Source organism: Pseudomonas sp. NPDC090233 (assembly GCF_044772285.1).
Taxonomy (GTDB): Bacteria; Pseudomonadota; Gammaproteobacteria; order Pseudomonadales; family Pseudomonadaceae; genus Aquipseudomonas.
The window spans coordinates 413,649-432,001 of record NZ_JBIVYQ010000007.1 but is presented as its reverse complement, the minus strand read 5'-3'; the positions used below and the strand labels follow the sequence as shown (position 1 = coordinate 432,001).

Here is an 18,353-nt window from a genome sequence, read left to right as displayed (position 1 = left end):
TTACAAAGGCCCCAGCAGGCGGACTACCAGGTACAACACACAAACGAACAACGCCGCGTCGAACAGCGCTTCGTGCCAGATCCAGCGCCCCAACGGCGTGGCCTGCACCACGAAGCGCAACAGGCCGGTGAGCACCAGCGCCATCAAAACGTAGATCAGAAAAGGGCTGAGCAGCACGCCGCCCAATGCCCACTCACGCAACCCCATGGGCGTCCTCCTGCCAGCGGCACCATCTGTTCCAGCTCTTCTGCAACTGCAGCACCGCCCCTTCGGCCAGGCGCAGTGGATCACTCGACGGCTGGCGCTGGAGGGCGGCGATGAATTGCTCGCTGGCGGCATCCAGGCGATGTCCACGCCCGGCAGCCGGCCCCTTGGCCAACACCGATTCCACTTGCTGCAGGTATTCACGTTCGGCAGCGTCCAATGGCGCCTGAGCGATGGCCAGGCACATGCGTAGATGCACCAGTTCATCACCGATATCCAGCCCGTGCAGGCCATCGTCCCAGCGTTTGCGCTCCGCCTCGGGCAGCTCACTGGCCTGTCGCGCCAGTTGCATCAGACGGTCGGCCATGCGCCCGCCAAACCAGCTGTCGGCACCGCGCAGATCGCGTCGAGTCAGGCGCACCAGGTCGCTCTGGGTCGCAGCCCGCAGGCGCCGGCCAAGCCAACGCGGGTGACGGAACACCAGCAGGTGGAACGCCATGACCGCGGCACCCACGCCCACCAGCATGGCCAGGGCACTGTTGAGCAACGTCGCCACGCCGAACTGCATGGCGTTGAGCGGCGACACCAGGACGATGAAATGCAGGCAATAGGAGGTGGCCGTGGCCCCTGTGCGCGGGTGGGCCATGCCCAGGGCGCCGAAAAACAGGGGCACGCCCATGCCCAGGCAGAGCATGGCAAAACTGCTCCACTGCGGCAGAAGAATCTGCCCGACCAACAAGGCCACGGGGATCGCCAGGAAGATACCGCGCAAAAAGCTGAGGCCGATCTGTGCACCGTTTTCACGGCTGGCGAAGAGGCTGCACACCACACAGGTCAATACCAGGCCACCGGGCGCGGACGGCCAGGCGGTGGCCAGCCAGAAGCCACTCATGGCCAGGAATGCCAGTGCGCTGCGCGAGCCAAACAACAACGCCAGCGACCAGTCGCGATGAGCTGCCAGGCCCTGGCCCACATCTTTGGGCGCCCTGCCCGCCTCCAAATCATCCAGCGCCTGGGTGGCGGCCATGGCGTAGTCCAGCAGCAAGGCCATGCGGGCCAGGCAGAAGTGCTCGGCAGAGCTGATCTGCTCATCCTGGGCGGCGTCCCAGATGCGCTGGCGCAACAACAGCAGGCTCGGCTGATCGGGCTTGGCCAGCGAGGCGCGAACCTCTTCCAGCCAAGGGGCAAGGCGCAAGGCCTCGCGCTCATCGAGCTGGCGCCACTGGCGCCGCACCGAGCGCGATATGCGCAACAGCACCATCAGTTTCTGGCTCAGCCCGCGAATGGCCCTGGCCCGTTGACGCCCGCGCGGCCCCTCGAACCAGGCGTGTTCACGCTGGGTATCGATGGCGACGATACGCCCGAGGATCTCCAACAGGCCTTTACGTTGTTCGTCCTCGCCCCCGAGCATCGCACTGGCGGCCTGCAAGCCGTTCTGCCAGGCCTGACGCGCCTGGCCGGCGAGTTGCTGCTCGACACGCATCGGCCAGAGCAAGGCGCTGGTGGCGGTGGCGCAGAAGATTCCCAGGCAGATTTCAGTACAGCGCGCCACCGCCTGGTCGAACACCTGCAGGGGGTGGGCGATGGCCGGCAAGGCGATGATGGCCGCGGTGTATCCCGCCAGCACGAAGGCATAGGCCCAGGCACTGCGCAGTTGTGTCGAGGCCGCCGTGCACAGTGCCAGCCACAACGCCAGGGTGATGAGGAACAGCCAGGGGGTCTGGGCGAACAGGCCGATGAACAGCACCGACATGCAGGTGCCGACCAGTGTGCCGGCCAGCCGCGCAAGCCCCTTTTGCACCACCATGCCCGACAGCGGCTGGGCGACGATGAACGCAGTCATCAATGCCCAGGCGGGCTGCTCCAGCCCCCAGCGCATGGCCAGCCACAACGCCAACCCGCCACCAAGCAGGGTCTTGATGGCGAATTTCAGGGCGAGGCTGCTGGGTGCGAACAGGGCCTGGAGGGTGATGGGCACGAATCGGACCTTGCGGGGGATGGTCAGTTAAACGATAGACAACGGAAAGGAGGATAATGCGAGAACAAATAATTAGCTAGCTAATCATCTTTATGAGAACGGATCTGCTTTTTCTTGCACACAAAAAAATGGGCGACCGAAGTCGCCCTAAATGCCTTGCGTGCCCATGAACCTGGAAGGTCAGCGCGGCTTGCGCTTGTTCGAGTCCCTCCAGATGAAAATGCCCAGACCGGCAAAGAACGCGAACATCAACCCGACCGTTACCACACCCGCGATAACCACATTGTCGAAGAACATGTTGGCCTCCCGTTTCGTTTGCCGTTGTCCGATGGATGCAAGGTAACGAAATCGGGGGGGATGGAAATTGATCGAGGTCAATGGTGCCCGGGACCGGGCACGCGAGGCGGGCGCAGGATTGACCTGCGTCAGGTTTCAGCGCTTCTTGGGTTTGCTCTTGGGCTTCTTTTTCTTCGCCTTGCCCAGCGGCATGGCTTGCTCGAACGCCTGGCGCACTTCGTTCAGGCGCTTTTCCTTGAGGTCGTGGACGCGCTTGGCGCGTTCGGCATCGAAGTCGATGAGGTTGTCTTGGCTCATGGGTGGGCTCGACGGTCAACGGAGACCTGCATGATGAAGCCATGCGCCAGCGGTGACCAGCCCTGCCTTACACTTCGATGTCGACCAGCAGGCCCTGGCGCTGGTGCTCACCCATCAAGGGTGCCACCGGCACGGTGTTGTCGGCGTTCACTTCGTCACCCGGCAAGGCGCTGTAGCGCTCTTCATCACCCTTGTTGTTGCGCCGCTGCTGTTGGCGGCGCTGCTCGTCGCGCAGCAACAAGGCCTGCTCCTGCGGGTCGCGCTGGTGTTTGAGGTCGATGGCACTTTCATTGGACGACGGTTGCACAGGCACCACCGGCTTGATGTCGGGTGTCTGCTTGACCGGATCCTGCTGCGAGGTCACGGGGGCGGCACTGAGCGGAATGATCGGCGGCAACATGGAAGTTCTCCTGTGCCCACTGTATCGGCCGTCCATTAGCCAGCTTGAGCGTCGAAGGCAAGAATGTGCGGCCACCCCTGGCCGCGTCCTGTCAGTATAGACAGCGGCTATTCGGCTTCGTCGTCCGGGTCGTCATTACTCGGCGTGCTGGCCTCGCTCCAGGGGCGCTTGTAGACCTGCTGCCACACCGCATCCAGATGCTCGCGCAGCACCGTCGGCGCGTTCTTCAGCGAGGCACTGTCTTCACGTTCGCCACCGATCGGCTCTTCGCCGGCTGGAGTGATCAGCGACTGGCCGGTAATGGTGTAGCTGGCCTGGCCCTCGCGCAGTTCGATGGCGATGTCGTGCGGGTCGATGCCGCCGCCACAGAAGGCATGGCTGGCCACCGTCACTTCCGCTATACCGTCCTTGTTCAGGTCGCCGACATCGCTGACATCGGTATAGAAGTCGACATCCAGGTCGAGGCCCGGGCAGGTGGTCTCCTGCTCGATCTGCCAGCGCGGCTTGAAGCCGTCACGCTCATTCGCCCGCCCATAGAGCGTGGCTTGGAGCACCACCTTGTCGACTTCCTGCTCGGATTCGGCATCCACCGCCTGGCCATCACTGCGGCTGAGCACCAGCAAGCCTTCGCCGTCGCGGTCACGAAAGTGCACGCTCTTGATCGGTGTCTGCACGCCCAGCACCTCAAGCTGCTCGACCGGAATCGGCGGAAGGTTTTCAAAATTTTTCTGTTCGCAGGCAGCCAGCAGCACGAGGCTGCTCACGGCCAGGGAGGCATTCAACCAGCGGTGCTTGAGCGGCATAGCGTCCGTAGCCCTCGTCGGTAAGACGGTAATCTGCGATGAAACAGCTAGACTCTTGGACTCAACTCTATGGTCTGACCGGCCTATCCGTTAACATAGCCGGCTTTTCATCGCGGGAGTTCAGGCAGTATGGCGCAGCAGTATCAACCGGGGCAACGCTGGATCAGTGACAGCGAAGCGGAGCTCGGCCTGGGAACCATCCTGGCCCAGGATGGCCGCTTGCTGACCGTGCTCTACCCGGCCACTGGCGACACCCGCCAGTATTCCCTGCGCAATGCGCCGCTGACCCGCGTGCGCTTCGCCCCAGGTGACCAGATCACCCACTTCGAAGGCTGGAAGCTGACAGTCCGCGAGGTCGATGACATCGACGGGCTGATGGTCTATCACGGCCTCGATGGCCAGAACCAGCCGCGCACCCTGCCGGAAACCCAGCTGTCGAACTTCATCCAGTTCCGCCTGGCCAGCGACCGCCTGTTCGCCGGCCAGATCGACCCGCTGGCCTGGTTCAGCCTGCGCTACAACACCCTGCATCACACCAGCAAGCAGGTCCAGTCGTCGTTGTGGGGCCTGGGTGGCTGCCGGGCACAACCCATCGCCCACCAGCTGCACATCGCCCGCGAAGTGGCGGACCGCAGCGCCCCCCGCGTACTGCTGGCCGACGAAGTGGGCCTGGGCAAGACCATCGAGGCTGGCCTGGTGATTCACCGCCAGCTGCTGACCGGGCGCGCCAATCGCGTGCTAATCCTGGTGCCGGAAAACCTCCAGCACCAGTGGCTGGTGGAAATGCGCCGGCGCTTCAACCTGCAGGTAGCGCTGTTCGACGCCGAACGCTTCATCGAAAGCGATGCCAGCAACCCGTTCGAGGATGCCCAGTTGGCGCTGGTCGCCCTGGAGTGGCTGGTGGATGACGAAAAGGCCCAGGACGCGCTGTTCGCCGCCGGCTGGGACCTGATGGTGGTCGACGAAGCCCACCACCTGGTCTGGCATGAAGATCAGGTCAGCGCCGAGTACGGCCTGGTCGAGCAACTGGCCCAGGTCATCCCGGGCGTGCTGCTGCTCACCGCCACCCCCGAGCAGCTTGGCCAGGACAGCCACTTCGCGCGCCTGCGCCTGCTCGACCCCAACCGTTTCCATGACCTGGCCGCGTTCCGCGCCGAGAGCGAAAACTATCGCCCGGTGGCCGAAGCGGTGCAGGAGCTGCTCGACGAAGGCCGCCTGTCGCCTGAAGCTCACGCCACCATCCAGGGCTTCCTGGGTGCCGAAGGCGAAGCCTTGCTGGCTGCGGTCAGCGACGGTGACACCCAGGCCAGCGCGCGCCTGATCCGTGAACTGCTCGACCGCCATGGCACCGGCCGCGTGCTGTTCCGTAACACCCGTGCGGCGATCCAGGGCTTCCCCGAGCGCCAGCTGCACCCTTACCCGCTGGCCCTGCCGGAGCAGTACCGCGAGCTGCCGGCTGGCGAGCACGCCGAGCTGTACCCGGAAGTCGCCTTCCAGGCGCAAGGCGAGGTCAGCGACGATGAGCGCTGGTGGCGCTTCGACCCACGCGTCGACTGGCTGATCGACACGCTGAAAATGCTCAAGCGCACCAAGGTCCTAGTGATCTGCGCCCACGCCGAAACCGCCATGGACCTGGAAGACGCCCTGCGCGTACGCTCTGGCATTCCGGCGTCGGTGTTCCATGAAGGCATGAATATTCTCGAACGCGACCGCGCCGCCGCCTACTTCGCCGACGAAGAATTCGGCGCCCAGGTATTGATCTGCTCCGAGATTGGCAGTGAAGGCCGCAACTTCCAGTTCGCCCATCACCTGGTGATGTTCGATCTGCCGGCCCACCCCGACCTGCTCGAACAGCGTATCGGCCGCCTTGACCGGATTGGCCAGAAGCACATCATCCAGCTGCACATCCCGTACCTGCAGGACGGCCCGCAAGAGCGCCTGTTCCAGTGGTACCACGAAGGCCTCAACGCCTTCCTCAATACCTGCCCGACCGGCAACGCTCTGCAACACCAGTTCGGCCCACGCCTGCTGCCGATGCTCGAAGGCGGTGACAGCAAGGCCTGGGATGCCCTGGTGGATGAGGCCAAGGGTGAGCGCGAACGTCTCGAAGCCGAGCTGCACAGCGGCCGCGACCGCCTGCTGGAGCTCAACTCCGGCGGTGCCGGCGAGGGCCAGGCACTGGTCGAGGCCATTCTCGAACAGGACGACCAGTTCGCCCTGCCGATCTACATGGAAACCCTGTTCGACGCCTTTGGCATCGACAGCGAAGACCATTCGGAAAACGCCTTGATCCTCAAGCCGAGCGAGAAGATGCTCGACGCCAGCTTCCCGCTGGGCGACGACGAAGGCGTGACGATCACCTATGACCGTGCCCAGGCGCTGTCGCGCGAAGACATGCAGTTCCTTACCTGGGAACACCCGATGGTGCAGGGCGGCATGGACTTGGTGCTGTCTGGCTCTATGGGCAACACCGCCGTCGCGCTGATCAAGAACAAAGCCCTCAAGCCTGGCACCGTGTTGCTCGAACTGCTGTTCGTCAGCGAGGTGGTGGCGCCGCGCAGCCTGCAACTGGGTCGTTACCTGCCGCCAGCGGCGCTGCGTTGCCTGCTCGATACCAACGGCAACGACCTGGCTTCGCGCGTGGCCTTCGAGACGCTCAACGACCAGCTTGAAAGCGTGCCACGGGCCAGCGCCAACAAGTTCGTCCAGGCCCAGCGTGACGTGCTTGCCCAGCGCATCAGCGGCGGTGAGGCGAAGATCATGCCGACCCACGTCGAACGCGTGGCCGAGGCGCAACGCCGCCTGGCCGCCGAGGCTGATGAAGAGCTGGCGCGCCTGACTGCGCTCAAGGCCGTCAACCCGAGCGTGCGTGACAGCGAAATCGACGCCCTGCGCAAGCAGCGTGAAGATGGCCTGGCAATGCTGGACAAAGCTGCACTGCGCCTGGAGGCGATCCGCGTACTGGTTGCGGGCTGACCTTTAGTCAGTGATCGAGGGAGGCCATTGGCCTCCCTTTTTTTATGCCTAGGCGCTATCAAACCGATAACCAAATCGTTGCAATCAAAGCGCCATTAGTCAGGAAGGTTTAAACACCCGTTTCTATACTGCTTTTTGAACAGTCTCCTGGGGATTGATCGGAGACCGGTGCCTACTCGACCATGGGGCAAGCAATGGAATGGCTGGGACTGCAACTGTTCTCCGAATTGCCGGCTAGCGGGCGGATCGTCATTGATTGCCGGCATGAGCCGCTACTGATCCTGATCGCCTTCGCCGTGGCCAGCGCCGCCTGCTTCGCCACCCTCGACATGGCCGAGCGTCAATCCCACAGCGAACACCCCGCCGCGCGTCGGCAATGGCGGATGCTGGGTGCCTGCTGCCTGGCCGGTGGCATCTGGGCCATGCACTTCATCAGCATGCTGGCGTTCCAGGCACCGGTGGAGATGCACTACGACGTCTCGCTGACCGGCCTGTCGCTGCTGATTGCCCTGCTCGTGGCATGGATGGCGATGAGCAGCCTCGATCGCGAGCAGATGGGTCCGCAGCATTACCTGCAAAGCGCCCTGCTGATCGGCCTGGGCATCGTGATGATGCATTTCGTGGGTATGGCGGCGCTGCAGACGGGCGCCCAGCAGTACTACCAGACCGGCCTGCTACTGGCGAGCGCCGCCATCGCCTTGCTGGCCAGCCTGGCCGCCCTGTTGCTGGCGCGCTACTTCCGCAACGGCAGCGGGCGCCTGCACCAAGCCATGAAATACGGCGCGAGCCTGCTGATGGCCAGCGGCATCGTCGCCACGCATTTCACCGCCATGGCCGCCATGACCCTGGTGATCCCGGCCGACACGGCGCTGAACCTGCCATCCGGCGACAACAGCCTGCAACTGGGGCTGACCGTCGCCTTCATCACCTTGCTGGTCAGCGGCAGCAGCATCAGCGCCGCCTTGGCCGACAAGAAGCTGCAAAGCAAGGAAGACGACCTTCGCCGCTATGGCGTGCTGCTGAGCCAGCTGGACCAGGCCCGCGCGTCTTTGCAGCAAGCAGCCCACTATGACGCCCTGACCAATCTGATCAACCGCCGCGGTTTCAACCAGGTGTTCGCCGAACGCCTGGCAGAACTGGACGCCAGTGAGCAGCGGCTGGCAGTGATGTTCCTCGACATCGACCACTTCAAGCGCATCAACGACAGCCTCGGGCATGATGCCGGTGACGAGATGCTCAAAGTCATCGCCAGCCATATCAAGGCCGCCACCCGCAGCCAGGACCTGGTAGCACGTTTTGGCGGTGACGAATTCTGTGTAGTGACTACGCTGCACAGCCCGGACGAGGCACGCCATCTTGCCCAGCGCATCATGCAGCGCATGAAGGATCCGATCGACCTGAACGGCCGGCGCATGGTCATGACCACCAGTATCGGCATCAGCATCTATCCAGACGACGGCCTTACCGCCGAAGAGTTGCTCAAGCATGCCGACCTGGCGCTTTACCAATCCAAGGGCAGCGGGCGCAACAGCCTGCATTTCTTCAGCAGTGGTCTGAAAAGCCGCGCCACCTTAGAACTGCAGCTGGAAGAAGAACTGCGCATCGCTCTCCTTGAAGAGCGCGGCTTGCGCGTGCACTACCAGCCGATTTTCGACCTTCACAGTGGCCAGGTAGCCAAACTCGAAGCACTTGTACGCTGGCAGCACCCGCAACATGGCCTGCTCAGCCCCGACCGCTTCATCGGCATTGCCGAAGCCAACGGCATGATCGTCGACCTCGACCTGTGGGTGTTGCGCCACGCTTGCGAAGACCTGGCGCAATTGCATCGCCACGGTTTTGCCAGCCTCACGCTGACGGTCAACTGCTCAGCAGTGACGCTGGGCCATGACGCACTGCCCAATGAAGTGGAAATGGCCCTGGCACAGGCGGGACTTGCCCCCAGGTACCTTGAGCTGGAAGTCACCGAGAACGCCCTGATGGGCGACATCCAGCGCACCGTCAGCCTGCTCAAACGCATTCGTGGCCAGGGCGTCAGCCTGTCGATCGATGATTTCGGTACCGGCTATTCGTCGCTGGCCTACCTCAAGCGCCTGCCCCTGGATGTGCTGAAGATCGACCGCAGTTTCCTGCAGGACGTGCCAGGCAGCCTGAAGGACCGCGAGATCGTTCAGGCCATCATCGCCATGGCCCATACCCTGCACCTGCAGGTGGTCAGTGAAGGGGTGGAAACCGTCGAGCAACACGAATTCCTGGCCGCCCATGGCTGCGACTTCCTGCAGGGTTACCTGCTCAGCCGCCCGGTGCCGCTGGCAGAATTGCGGCCGATTCTCGACCGGCTCGACCGCCAGGAAGCCGCGTTCAGTGCTTGTTACGATACAGCTCTACCAGGGTCGCCGGATCTTTTTGCAGATACCCCTGGCTACCGTGCAGGCGCATCAGCTGCGCGGCGAGGCCACTGAGCGGCGTCGCGGTGCCCTGTTCGCGGGAGAACTTGACCGCCCCGTCGAGGTCCTTGAGCAGCGTACGCACGTGCCACTTGATGGGTTCGAAACGGCTTTCGGCCATCTGCGGCGCGAGTATCTGCAAGGGTTTGGAATCGGCAAAACCACCGGCCAGGGCTTCGGCGATCAGTCTCGCATCCACCCCTGACTGTTCGGCCAGCGCCACGACTTCGGCAATCACCAGCGCATTGCAGGCAACGATCATCTGATTGCAGGCCTTGGTCACCTGCCCCGCTCCCACACCGCCCATGTGCGTGACCCGCTGGCCGAGCGTGAGCAGTACCGGGCGCGCACGCTGCAGGTCGGCCGCCTCGCCACCGACCATGATCGCCAAGGTGCCGGCCTCTGCGCCCGGTGTGCCGCCGGAAACCGGCGCATCCAGCCAGGCCATGCCGCACAGGGCGGCCAGTTCGGCGGCCATTTCGCGGGTGGCAGTCGGCTCCAGGCTGGAGAAGTCGACCAGCAATTGGCCGCGGCGCCCGCCCTCGGCGATCCCTTGCTCACCGAATACCACTTCGCGCACCACCGCCGTGTCGGCCAGGCACAGCAGCACCATGTCGCTGCTACGGCACAACTCGGCCGGGCTAGTGGCCAACCGTGCGCCAGCGGCGACCAGCTCGGCACACTTGTCAGGGCTGCGGTTCCACACCGTCAGCGGGTATCCTGCGGCCAGCAGGCGCCGGCACATCGGCAGGCCCATGAGGCCAATGCCGGCGAATCCAAGCGAAGGTAGTGCAGTGCTCATCAACGACTCCAGGCTAGTTAGATCTTTGATCCAGAGCCGCTGTGCGGCCCCATTACGCATCCCGTAAACTGTTACCGCCACGCCGAATTGTTACCGACCTCTACCCACCTGAACGCCATCGAGCACCAGAATGGGGCGACTGCGCATTATCGCGCACCAAAATCAATCAGGACTGCTGGTCGCTTTTCACCTGAATCACGATAAACGGTGAAACCACCACCGCCCAGATCTCTGGATCGCGGGTTTGCAGGTTGAGCGCTTGCTCCGCCGTGACCGCGCCCACGGTGCCATCACTGCGCCACTTTGCGAAGATCTCGCTACGATTCTCGGCCATGGCAGCCGCCACTTCGATCAAGTCCAGGCTGGGGTCGACCCAAATCAGGTCACCTTTGGCCCAGAAACGCTCCAAAGCTTTCCATTCGATAGTTGCCGTCTCGCCGAGCAATTTGGCATAGACGGTGCTTGCTTGATCAGTCATGGGTTTTTACCCGCAAAAAACGGCCAATAAAAAGGCCGGTATTTTTGCAGAAAAACCTGGTTTCAAATACGTAATTTGGTCGATTGGCCCTGAACGTGTGGGGTTGGGCCGAAGATGCAGGCAAATTGATGGCGCTTTTTTGTATCTTTGTGTCGATCATGCGACACCTCTGGAAAGAGGCACTTTTTGACCGCTTTTCAAGCGCTCAACCAGCGCTCTACACTGTACCGGTACAGTTCCGGGACAAGTTCCGGGGGAAGGTGGGCATGCAGCATGGCATGGCCGTGCCGCATATCCCGCCCGGTCTGTAGCCCTGGCCGCCAGGACTATAAGAATTACAACAGAATGAGTGGAGCACTATGATCAAGATTTCCAAGCTGTTCGCCGCAATGGTTCTGGCCGGGGTAGCCAGCCATTCGTTTGCCGCCGATACCATCAAGATCGGCATCGCCGGTCCGAAGACGGGTCCTGTGACCCAGTACGGCGACATGCAGTTCATCGGCGCCAAACAGGCCATCAAGGACATCAACGCCAAGGGCGGCGTCGATGGCAAAATGCTTGAAGCCAAGGAATACGACGACGCGTGCGACCCTAAACAGGCCGTGGCAGTCGCCAACAAAGTGGTCAACGACGGCGTCAAATACGTCATCGGCCACCTGTGCTCCAGCTCCACCCAGCCAGCGTCCGACATCTACGAAGACGAAGGCGTGATCATGATCACCCCGGCTGCCACCAGCCCGGAAATCACCGCCCGTGGCTACAAGCTGATCTTCCGCACTATCGGTCTGGACAGCGCCCAGGGCCCAGCGGCCGGCAACTATATCGCCGACCACGTCAAGCCGAAGGTCGTTGCCGTCCTGCACGACAAACAGCAGTACGGTGAAGGCATCGCCACTGCGGTGAAGCAGACCCTGGAAAGCAAAGGCACCAAGGTTGCCGTGTTCGAAGGCCTGAACGCCGGTGACAAGGACTTCTCCTCGATCATCCAGAAGCTCAAGCAGAACAACGTCGACTTCGTCTACTACGGCGGTTACCACCCGGAGCTGGGCCTGATTCTGCGCCAAGCTCAGGAAAAAGGCCTGAAAGCCAAATTCATGGGCCCGGAAGGCGTGGGTAACGACTCCATTTCGCAGATCGCCCAGAATGCCTCCGAGGGCCTGCTGGTCACCCTGCCGAAATCGTTCGACGCCGACCCTGAGAACAAGGCCATCGTCGACGCCATCAAGGCAGACGGCAAAGACCCAAGCGGTCCGTTCGTATTCCCGGCCTACTCCGCTGTCGAGCTGATCGCCAAGGGTATCGAAGCCGCCAAGTCCGAAGATACCGACAAGGTGGCTGCAGCCATCCATGCCGGTTCCTTCAAGACACCTACCGGCACCCTGTCCTACGACGAGAAAGGCGACCTGAAAGACTTCAAGTTCGTGGTCTACGAATGGCACTTCGGCAAGCCGAAGACCGAAGTCTCCCCTCAGTAACTGCGTGACTAAATAGCTGACCGTAAAAGCCCACTGTGCGAGCAGTGGGCTTTGTTTTACGAGGTTCATGGACCTGACTCCCGCGATCCGGGGGCCAGTCCACCTGAAAATCTTAAAACCGTCACCCGCGGTTTCCTGGCCTACCCCTGCCAGCGAAATGCAAATCAGGTTTTTAGGAGCGCTGTAATGCCTGAGATCTACCATTTCTTCCAACAACTGGTTAATGGATTGACCATCGGCAGCACCTATGCCTTGATCGCCATCGGTTACACGATGGTGTACGGCATCATTGGCATGATCAACTTCGCCCACGGCGAGGTGTACATGATCGGTTCCTACGTGGCCTTCATCGCCCTCGCGGGCCTGGCCATGATGGGTATCCATTCGCTGCCGATCCTGATGACCGTCGCCTTCGTCGCGACGATCTTCGTCACCAGTGCCTATGGCTACAGCATCGAACGGGTTGCCTACCGCCCATTGCGCAACAGCAACCGTCTGATCCCGCTGATTTCCGCCATCGGCATGTCGATTTTCCTGCAGAACACCGTGTTGCTGTCACAGGACTCCAAGGACAAATCCATCCCCAACCTGATCCCCGGGAGCTTCTCCTTCGGGCCAGGCGGCGCCGAGGAGGTTCTGATCAGCTACATGCAGGTTCTGGTGTTCGTGGTCACCCTGGTGGCCATGACCCTGCTCACCCTGTTCATCTCCCGTTCCCGCCTGGGCCGCGCCTGCCGCGCCTGCGCCGAGGACATCAAGATGGCCAACCTGCTGGGCATCAACACCAACAACATCATCGCCCTGACCTTCGTCATCGGCGCCGCGCTGGCGGCGGTGGCGGCCGTGCTGCTGAGCATGCAGTACGGCGTGATCAACCCCAACGCCGGTTTCCTGGTGGGCCTGAAGGCCTTCACCGCGGCGGTACTGGGCGGCATCGGCAGCATCCCGGGCGCCATGCTCGGCGGGCTGGTGCTGGGCGTGGCCGAAGCCTTCGGCGCCGACATCTTCGGCGACCAGTACAAGGACGTGGTGGCATTCGGCTTGTTGGTTCTTGTCCTGCTGTTCCGGCCGACCGGCATCCTCGGCCGCCCGGAGGTTGAAAAAGTATGAACAGAAATCTCAAACAGGCGTTCTTCAGCGCCTTGCTGGTCTGGGCCGTGGCCTTCCCGGTACTGGGCCTGAAGCTGAGCATCGACGGCATCAGCCTGATCGTCCACAGCCAGGGCTCGTTCACCATCAGCATCATCGCCGTGTGCTCGGTGCTGATGTTCCTGCGCGTGCTGTTCGACAAGCAGTGGAGCTCGGTGATGGGCCGCCGCTCTGACCGCAAGCTGATTTCTCCGGCGGTGAGCAACTTCCTGACCCTGCCCAAAACCCAGCGCTGGATCATCATTGGGTTGATCGTAGCGGCGCTGATCTGGCCGTTCTTCGGTTCGCGTGGGGCGGTCGACATCGCCACGTTGATCCTGATCTACGTGCTGCTGGGCCTGGGCCTGAACATCGTGGTCGGTCTGGCGGGCCTGCTCGACCTGGGTTACGTGGGCTTCTATGCCGTGGGCGCGTACAGCTACGCCATGCTCTCGCACTACCTGGGCTGGAGCTTCTGGGTGTGCCTGCCGATCGCCGGCCTGATGGCCGCCACCTTCGGCTTCCTGCTCGGCTTCCCGGTGCTGCGCTTGCGCGGTGACTACCTGGCGATCGTGACCCTCGGCTTCGGCGAGATCATCCGCCTGTTCCTGCGTAACCTCACCGACTGGACCGGCGGCCCCAACGGCATCAGCAACATCCCCAAGCCAGAGTTCTTCGGCCTGACCTTCGAGCGCCGTGCGGCCGAGGGGATGCAGACCTTCCATGAGTTCTTCGGGCTGCAATACAACTCGATCAACAAGGTCATCTTCCTCTACCTGGTCGCCCTGTTGCTGGCACTGCTGGCGCTGTTCGTCATCAACCGCCTGCTGCGCATGCCGATCGGCCGTGCCTGGGAAGCGCTGCGTGAAGACGAGATCGCCTGCCGTGCGCTGGGCCTGAACCCTACGGTGATCAAGCTTTCGGCCTTCACCCTGGGTGCCTGCTTCGCCGGTTTCGCCGGCAGCTTCTTCGCCGCGCGCCAGGGCTTGGTGACGCCGGAGTCGTTCACCTTCATCGAGTCGGCGATCATCCTCGCCATCGTCGTGCTCGGCGGCATGGGCTCACAACTGGGCGTGATTCTCGCGGCCATCGTGATGATCCTGCTGCCCGAGCTGATGCGTGAGTTCAGCGAATACCGGATGCTGATGTTCGGTGCGCTGATGGTATTGATGATGATCTGGCGTCCGCAAGGCCTGCTGCCTATGCAACGTCCACACATGGAGCTGCATCGATGAGCCGTGAAATTCTGCAAGTCAGCGGCCTGAGCATGCGCTTCGGCGGCTTGTTGGCGGTCAACGGCGTGGCCCTGACCGTCAAGGAAAAACAGGTAGTGGCACTGATCGGCCCGAACGGCGCCGGCAAGACCACGGTGTTCAACTGCCTGACCGGCTTCTACAAGCCCAGCGGCGGTACCATCCTGCTCGATGGCCAGCCAATCCAGGGCCTGGCCGGCCACCAGATCGCCCGTAAGGGCGTGGTGCGGACCTTCCAGAACGTGCGCCTGTTCAAAGAGATGACCGCACTGGAAAACCTGCTGATCGCCCAGCACCGTCACCTCAACACCAACTTCTTCGCCGGCCTGTTCAAGACCCCGAGCTTCCGCCGCAGCGAGAAGGAGGCCATGGAGCGCGCCCAGTACTGGCTGGAAAAGGTCAACCTGACCGAATTCGCCAACCGCACCGCCGGCACCCTCGCCTACGGCCAGCAACGTCGACTGGAAATCGCCCGCTGCATGATGACCCAGCCACGCATCATCATGCTCGACGAACCGGCAGCCGGCCTGAACCCGAAGGAAACCGAAGACCTCAAGGCGCTGATCGCCTACCTGCGCGAGTCGCACAACGTCACCGTGCTGCTGATTGAGCACGACATGAAACTGGTGATGAGCATTTCCGACCACATCGTCGTGATCAACCAGGGCACCCCCCTGGCCCACGGCACGCCGGAGGAAATCCGCGACAACCCTGACGTGATCAAAGCCTACCTGGGGGAAGCGTAAATGCTGAAGTTCGAAAACGTTTCCACGTTCTACGGCAAGATCCAGGCGCTGCACAGCGTCAATGTCGAGATCAACCAGGGCGAAATCGTCACCTTGATCGGCGCCAACGGCGCCGGCAAGTCGACCTTGCTGATGACCCTGTGCGGCTCGCCGCAGGCGCACAGCGGCAGCATCAAGTACCTGGGTGAAGAGCTGGTCGGCCAGCCATCCTCGCACATCATGCGCAAGAGCATCGCCGTGGTCCCCGAAGGCCGTCGCGTGTTCGCTCGCCTGACCGTCGAGGAAAACCTGGCCATGGGCGGTTTCTTCACCGACAAGGGCGACTACCAGGAGCAACTGGACAAGGTCCTGCAGCTGTTCCCGCGGCTGAAGGAACGTTACGTCCAACGCGGCGGCACCATGTCCGGCGGCGAGCAGCAGATGCTGGCCATCGGCCGGGCGCTGATGAGCAAACCCAAGCTGCTGCTGCTCGATGAGCCTTCGCTGGGTTTGGCGCCGATCATCATCCAGCAGATCTTCGACATCATCGAACAGCTGCGCCGCGATGGCGTGACGGTGTTCCTGGTGGAGCAGAATGCCAACCAGGCGCTGAAGGTCGCTGATCGGGCCTATGTGCTGGAGAATGGCCGGGTAGTGATGCAGGGTACGGGTGAGGCACTGTTGACCGATCCGAAAGTTCGGGACGCCTACCTGGGGGGTTGATATTCTCAACGCCAGCAAGAGGTTACCTTGATATCTGCCGCGCCATGCAGCAGATATCAAGGTCTCAGTTCCGCAAATAGGTTCACCCTGCGAATTGCACGATAAATCCTGTCATACTTCCGGCGTCATTCTCGGCACCACCGTCACCAGAAATCAAAATTTTCTGCTCATGATCAAGTTCAAGACTATAAACATAACTGATCATATTGTTAAACGGCTGATAGAGTACCTGGCCCCCATCGCCAAAGGACGTATCGCGCTCCCCATTTTCAAGAAAACGCGCCAGTAGCACTTCTCGCTTGAATTCTGGTGGCGAGAACCGCGTGACCAGCCCACCAGCCACGAGTATCTTCCTATCATTCTGCTCAACGATACCGCCGAATAGAAAATCGGCCTCGGTGCCCTCCACCGTGTAGAGCAAAGGCTTTCCGCCATTGAATGATTCTGCAATTTTACCCGTGGCGTCAATACGCACCAAAAGTCCCTTATGCCCCCACGGTGCTTTGGCACTGATATACCCACAGGCTATGAAACCTTCATCCGCAAGCCTCGCAACATAGTTAAATTCCATTTGATACATATCCGATGCAGGAATACCTGCCGATTCGGAATCAAAGACTGCGTAACCACCGTCACCAAACCCTTCGTCCAACGATCCATCTTCGTTATATCGACAAAAAAATCCGCGCATAGGGCGAGCCAGGATGCCGGCGACGACAATACCACCTGTTGGACTGAGGGCAATTGCATGGGCCTCAGCATCCGAATTCGGGTGTTTGACGACAACTGTGCCATTACCATTGAAATCAGTATCGAGAGCACCATTAGGCTGGCAACGCACTATTGTTGAATTCCAGTCAAGCCGATAATCCGACCTGGCATAAAATTTACCATCTTTGCCAGGTATCAAGGACGCAACACCCGCGCTGAACTGACGGCGATAAGGGTCGTTATCTTTTTCATCGCCTTGCGACGTCTGCGCGTCACCTACTGTATGAACAATGGTTCCATTGATACCAAATGTCCGGTCCAGTTCCCCATCAACTGTGAAGCGTGCTAACCCAAGACTAAGCTTGTGGCCCAGCGCCCCAATCACTCCGCCATCTTCTTGCAAAAGCAAACCCGCGACGGCAGGGCGAGTCCCTGGAATTTCTATAATTTCATTTAGCTCTACGGCTTTGAAGCCTGCACCTGCAAAACTGAGATCGGGCGCTCCTCCTCGACCCAACCGCCCTACCAAAAGTTGCGATTCCATGCTATCCGCTACATAACGTTTATCGCCATACGGAAGTACGATCGTCTTGTGCCAGAGCGCTTGCGGAATACCAAATGGGAAGGGGTATTCGAACTCCATTTCGCCCACAGACTTCACCTTTTCCATAACAGTTATCTCCTCGAGCAATGCGGTGAAAAGTTCCGCTACCCTGCAGCGGACAAACACTCCAACCAGACGCTTCGAATATGACGGCCACTCCAGCCCCCGTCTACTATCAAAAATAACTGGAAGCCAATGGCCACTAACCTGAATGCATTACGATAATAACTCGTTTAATTTCAACCACCTTTACTTGTTATTGCGGGGCGCTCTAGGTACTGTGCAGTGCACTTTTTGATATTAACTGCGGAGCCCGCCCCATGCGCCTCACCCCTTCCCTGCTGCTCACCGCCCTGCTGCCCCTGTTCGCTGGCTGCCAGATGCTGGCCGAGCAGCCCCGTGACCCGAACATCGGCACCACGCGCATGCAGGGCGAACTGAGCGCCAACGGCGGCCGCCTGTTGTTCAAGCCCTGCAGCGAAGCACGCCGTTTCGTGATCAACGACGTCGCTGGCACCGGTATCCTGCAGGAGTCCGCCAGCCTGGCCCAGGGCGCTAACGACAAGTTGTTCGCCGACGTGCGTGGTCGTCTCACCGGCGCCAAGCAGGCCGACAACGACGGCCAGCTGGAGGTTAGCCGCCTGTACCGCCTGGAACCCTCCACCCGCGCTTGCGACGACCCCAACTTCAAGCAGCTGACCCTACGCGCCAATGGCCATGAACCGGACTGGGACATCAAGGCCAGCGGCAAAGGCATGGTGCTCAACCGCGTCGGCAAAGACCCGCTGCCCCTGCCGTTTCTCGAAGAAGAAGTGCCCGGTGGCGGCCTGACCCTGACCAGCGAAGCCAACGGCCAGCACGTGGAATTGTGGGTCGCCCCGCAGCGCTGCATCGACGGCGCCACTGGCGCGGTGCGTCACCTGCGCGCCGAACTGCGCATCGACGGCCAGACCCTGCGCGGCTGCGGTTACTACGGTGGCGCGCGCGACAACTGATCGTCGGGCGCTTTTATCCTGCCAGTCGGGGCGGCTAACAGCTTATACTTGGCGGTTTGT

At 61.5% G+C, this 18,353-nt stretch carries 18 protein-coding genes; 9 read left to right on the top strand and 9 right to left on the bottom strand.

Annotated elements, in window-relative coordinates; translation table 11 throughout:
- The 6 genes from ACIQUF_RS21745 to ACIQUF_RS21720 all read right to left on the bottom strand — a co-directional run bounded on the left by ACIQUF_RS21745 (window position 1) and on the right by ACIQUF_RS21720 (window position 3,979).
- Window positions 1–207: a DUF1656 domain-containing protein gene (locus ACIQUF_RS21745; protein WP_400800557.1), complete on the bottom strand. Its 207-nt coding sequence runs from the start codon at window positions 205–207 to the stop codon at window positions 1–3.
- Entirely contained in the window at window positions 194–2,182 is a 1,989-nt protein-coding gene (locus tag ACIQUF_RS21740; protein ID WP_403135296.1) for an FUSC family protein, read from the bottom strand. Before ACIQUF_RS21740 ends, ACIQUF_RS21745 begins: the two co-directional genes overlap by 14 nt.
- 180 nt (window positions 2,183–2,362) lie before the next feature.
- A complete protein-coding gene (gene ccoM, locus ACIQUF_RS21735) occupies window positions 2,363–2,479 on the bottom strand; it encodes a cytochrome c oxidase subunit CcoM (protein WP_403135293.1) in 117 nt (38 codons plus the stop codon).
- 135 nt (window positions 2,480–2,614) lie between these two features.
- Window positions 2,615–2,776 (bottom strand): hypothetical protein, encoded by a 162-nt coding sequence (locus ACIQUF_RS21730; protein WP_012313081.1) that lies wholly within the window; start codon window positions 2,774–2,776, stop codon window positions 2,615–2,617.
- A 67-nt stretch (window positions 2,777–2,843) separates the two neighbouring features.
- Window positions 2,844–3,176 carry an aspartate-semialdehyde dehydrogenase gene (locus tag ACIQUF_RS21725; RefSeq protein WP_403135291.1) on the bottom strand — a complete coding sequence of 111 codons (333 nt, stop codon included), beginning with the start codon at window positions 3,174–3,176 and terminating at the stop codon, window positions 2,844–2,846.
- Window positions 3,177–3,283: 107 nt separating this feature from the next.
- A complete protein-coding gene (locus ACIQUF_RS21720; RefSeq protein WP_403135288.1) occupies window positions 3,284–3,979 on the bottom strand; it encodes a M949_RS01915 family surface polysaccharide biosynthesis protein in 696 nt (231 codons plus the stop codon).
- 129 nt (window positions 3,980–4,108) lie between these two features.
- Here ACIQUF_RS21720 and rapA point away from each other — a divergent pair, with 129 nt between their 5' ends.
- Window positions 4,109–6,955: an RNA polymerase-associated protein RapA gene (gene rapA, locus ACIQUF_RS21715; RefSeq protein ID WP_403135286.1), complete on the top strand. Its 2,847-nt coding sequence runs from the start codon at window positions 4,109–4,111 to the stop codon at window positions 6,953–6,955.
- Between the two features lie 194 nt (window positions 6,956–7,149).
- Window positions 7,150–9,414 (top strand): putative bifunctional diguanylate cyclase/phosphodiesterase, encoded by a 2,265-nt coding sequence (locus tag ACIQUF_RS21710; RefSeq protein WP_403135284.1) that lies wholly within the window; start codon window positions 7,150–7,152, stop codon window positions 9,412–9,414.
- Here ACIQUF_RS21710 and ACIQUF_RS21705 read toward each other — a convergent pair.
- Window positions 9,314–10,201: an NAD(P)-dependent oxidoreductase gene (locus ACIQUF_RS21705; protein WP_403135282.1), complete on the bottom strand. Its 888-nt coding sequence runs from the start codon at window positions 10,199–10,201 to the stop codon at window positions 9,314–9,316. The two genes, ACIQUF_RS21710 and ACIQUF_RS21705, sit on opposite strands and share 101 nt — an antisense overlap.
- A 166-nt stretch (window positions 10,202–10,367) precedes the next feature.
- Window positions 10,368–10,679, bottom strand: a complete 312-nt coding sequence (locus ACIQUF_RS21700; protein ID WP_403135280.1) for a DUF2288 domain-containing protein — start codon at window positions 10,677–10,679, stop codon at window positions 10,368–10,370.
- Between ACIQUF_RS21700 and ACIQUF_RS21695 the strand changes: the two genes are divergently transcribed.
- The 6 genes from ACIQUF_RS21695 to ACIQUF_RS21670 all read left to right on the top strand — a co-directional run bounded on the left by ACIQUF_RS21695 (window position 10,678) and on the right by ACIQUF_RS21670 (window position 15,983).
- Entirely contained in the window at window positions 10,678–10,869 is a 192-nt protein-coding gene (locus ACIQUF_RS21695) for a hypothetical protein (protein ID WP_403135277.1), read from the top strand. The genes ACIQUF_RS21700 and ACIQUF_RS21695 overlap by 2 nt on opposite strands.
- Before the next feature lie 169 nt (window positions 10,870–11,038).
- A complete protein-coding gene (locus ACIQUF_RS21690; protein ID WP_403135273.1) occupies window positions 11,039–12,154 on the top strand; it encodes a branched-chain amino acid ABC transporter substrate-binding protein in 1,116 nt (371 codons plus the stop codon).
- A gap of 186 nt (window positions 12,155–12,340) precedes the next feature.
- Window positions 12,341–13,264, top strand: a complete 924-nt coding sequence (gene livH, locus ACIQUF_RS21685; RefSeq protein ID WP_003254876.1) for a high-affinity branched-chain amino acid ABC transporter permease LivH — start codon at window positions 12,341–12,343, stop codon at window positions 13,262–13,264.
- Window positions 13,261–14,517, top strand: coding sequence for a high-affinity branched-chain amino acid ABC transporter permease LivM (locus ACIQUF_RS21680; RefSeq protein ID WP_403135270.1), 1,257 nt, complete (start codon window positions 13,261–13,263; stop codon window positions 14,515–14,517). Before livH ends, ACIQUF_RS21680 begins: the two co-directional genes overlap by 4 nt.
- Window positions 14,514–15,281: a high-affinity branched-chain amino acid ABC transporter ATP-binding protein LivG gene (gene livG / locus ACIQUF_RS21675; protein ID WP_003254878.1), complete on the top strand. Its 768-nt coding sequence runs from the start codon at window positions 14,514–14,516 to the stop codon at window positions 15,279–15,281. The genes ACIQUF_RS21680 and livG overlap by 4 nt, the downstream gene beginning before the upstream one ends.
- The gene (locus ACIQUF_RS21670; protein WP_012313071.1) at window positions 15,282–15,983 is read left to right on the top strand and encodes an ABC transporter ATP-binding protein; all 702 of its coding nucleotides are present in this window, start codon (window positions 15,282–15,284) and stop codon (window positions 15,981–15,983) included.
- 82 nt (window positions 15,984–16,065) lie between these two features.
- Here the strand turns inward: ACIQUF_RS21670 and ACIQUF_RS21665 are convergent, their stop codons facing one another.
- Window positions 16,066–17,364, bottom strand: a complete 1,299-nt coding sequence (locus ACIQUF_RS21665; protein WP_403135267.1) for a hypothetical protein — start codon at window positions 17,362–17,364, stop codon at window positions 16,066–16,068.
- Between the two features lie 254 nt (window positions 17,365–17,618).
- Between ACIQUF_RS21665 and ACIQUF_RS21660 the strand changes: the two genes are divergently transcribed.
- Window positions 17,619–18,293 carry a COG3650 family protein gene (locus ACIQUF_RS21660; RefSeq protein ID WP_403135265.1) on the top strand — a complete coding sequence of 225 codons (675 nt, stop codon included), beginning with the start codon at window positions 17,619–17,621 and terminating at the stop codon, window positions 18,291–18,293.
- Window positions 18,294–18,353: the final 60 nt, after the last annotated feature.

Excerpts from the sequence above, each read along its gene's own strand:
- ACIQUF_RS21745 (WP_400800557.1), bottom strand. The coding sequence starts at position 207 with ATGGGGTTGCGTGAGTGGGCATTGGGCGGCGTGCTGCTCAGCCCTTTT.
- ccoM (WP_403135293.1), bottom strand. The coding sequence starts at position 2,479 with ATGTTCTTCGACAATGTGGTTATCGCGGGTGTGGTAACGGTCGGGTTG.
- ACIQUF_RS21730 (WP_012313081.1), bottom strand. The coding sequence starts at position 2,776 with ATGAGCCAAGACAACCTCATCGACTTCGATGCCGAACGCGCCAAGCGC.
- ACIQUF_RS21725 (WP_403135291.1), bottom strand. The coding sequence starts at position 3,176 with ATGTTGCCGCCGATCATTCCGCTCAGTGCCGCCCCCGTGACCTCGCAG.
- ACIQUF_RS21720 (WP_403135288.1), bottom strand. The coding sequence starts at position 3,979 with ATGCCGCTCAAGCACCGCTGGTTGAATGCCTCCCTGGCCGTGAGCAGC.
- rapA (WP_403135286.1), top strand. The coding sequence starts at position 4,109 with ATGGCGCAGCAGTATCAACCGGGGCAACGCTGGATCAGTGACAGCGAA.
- ACIQUF_RS21710 (WP_403135284.1), top strand. The coding sequence starts at position 7,150 with ATGGAATGGCTGGGACTGCAACTGTTCTCCGAATTGCCGGCTAGCGGG.
- ACIQUF_RS21705 (WP_403135282.1), bottom strand. The coding sequence starts at position 10,201 with ATGAGCACTGCACTACCTTCGCTTGGATTCGCCGGCATTGGCCTCATG.
- ACIQUF_RS21695 (WP_403135277.1), top strand. The coding sequence starts at position 10,678 with ATGGGTTTTTACCCGCAAAAAACGGCCAATAAAAAGGCCGGTATTTTT.
- ACIQUF_RS21700 (WP_403135280.1), bottom strand. The coding sequence starts at position 10,679 with ATGACTGATCAAGCAAGCACCGTCTATGCCAAATTGCTCGGCGAGACG.
- ACIQUF_RS21690 (WP_403135273.1), top strand. The coding sequence starts at position 11,039 with ATGATCAAGATTTCCAAGCTGTTCGCCGCAATGGTTCTGGCCGGGGTA.
- livH (WP_003254876.1), top strand. The coding sequence starts at position 12,341 with ATGCCTGAGATCTACCATTTCTTCCAACAACTGGTTAATGGATTGACC.
- ACIQUF_RS21680 (WP_403135270.1), top strand. The coding sequence starts at position 13,261 with ATGAACAGAAATCTCAAACAGGCGTTCTTCAGCGCCTTGCTGGTCTGG.
- livG (WP_003254878.1), top strand. The coding sequence starts at position 14,514 with ATGAGCCGTGAAATTCTGCAAGTCAGCGGCCTGAGCATGCGCTTCGGC.
- ACIQUF_RS21670 (WP_012313071.1), top strand. The coding sequence starts at position 15,282 with ATGCTGAAGTTCGAAAACGTTTCCACGTTCTACGGCAAGATCCAGGCG.
- ACIQUF_RS21665 (WP_403135267.1), bottom strand. The coding sequence starts at position 17,364 with ATGGAAAAGGTGAAGTCTGTGGGCGAAATGGAGTTCGAATACCCCTTC.
- ACIQUF_RS21660 (WP_403135265.1), top strand. The coding sequence starts at position 17,619 with ATGCGCCTCACCCCTTCCCTGCTGCTCACCGCCCTGCTGCCCCTGTTC.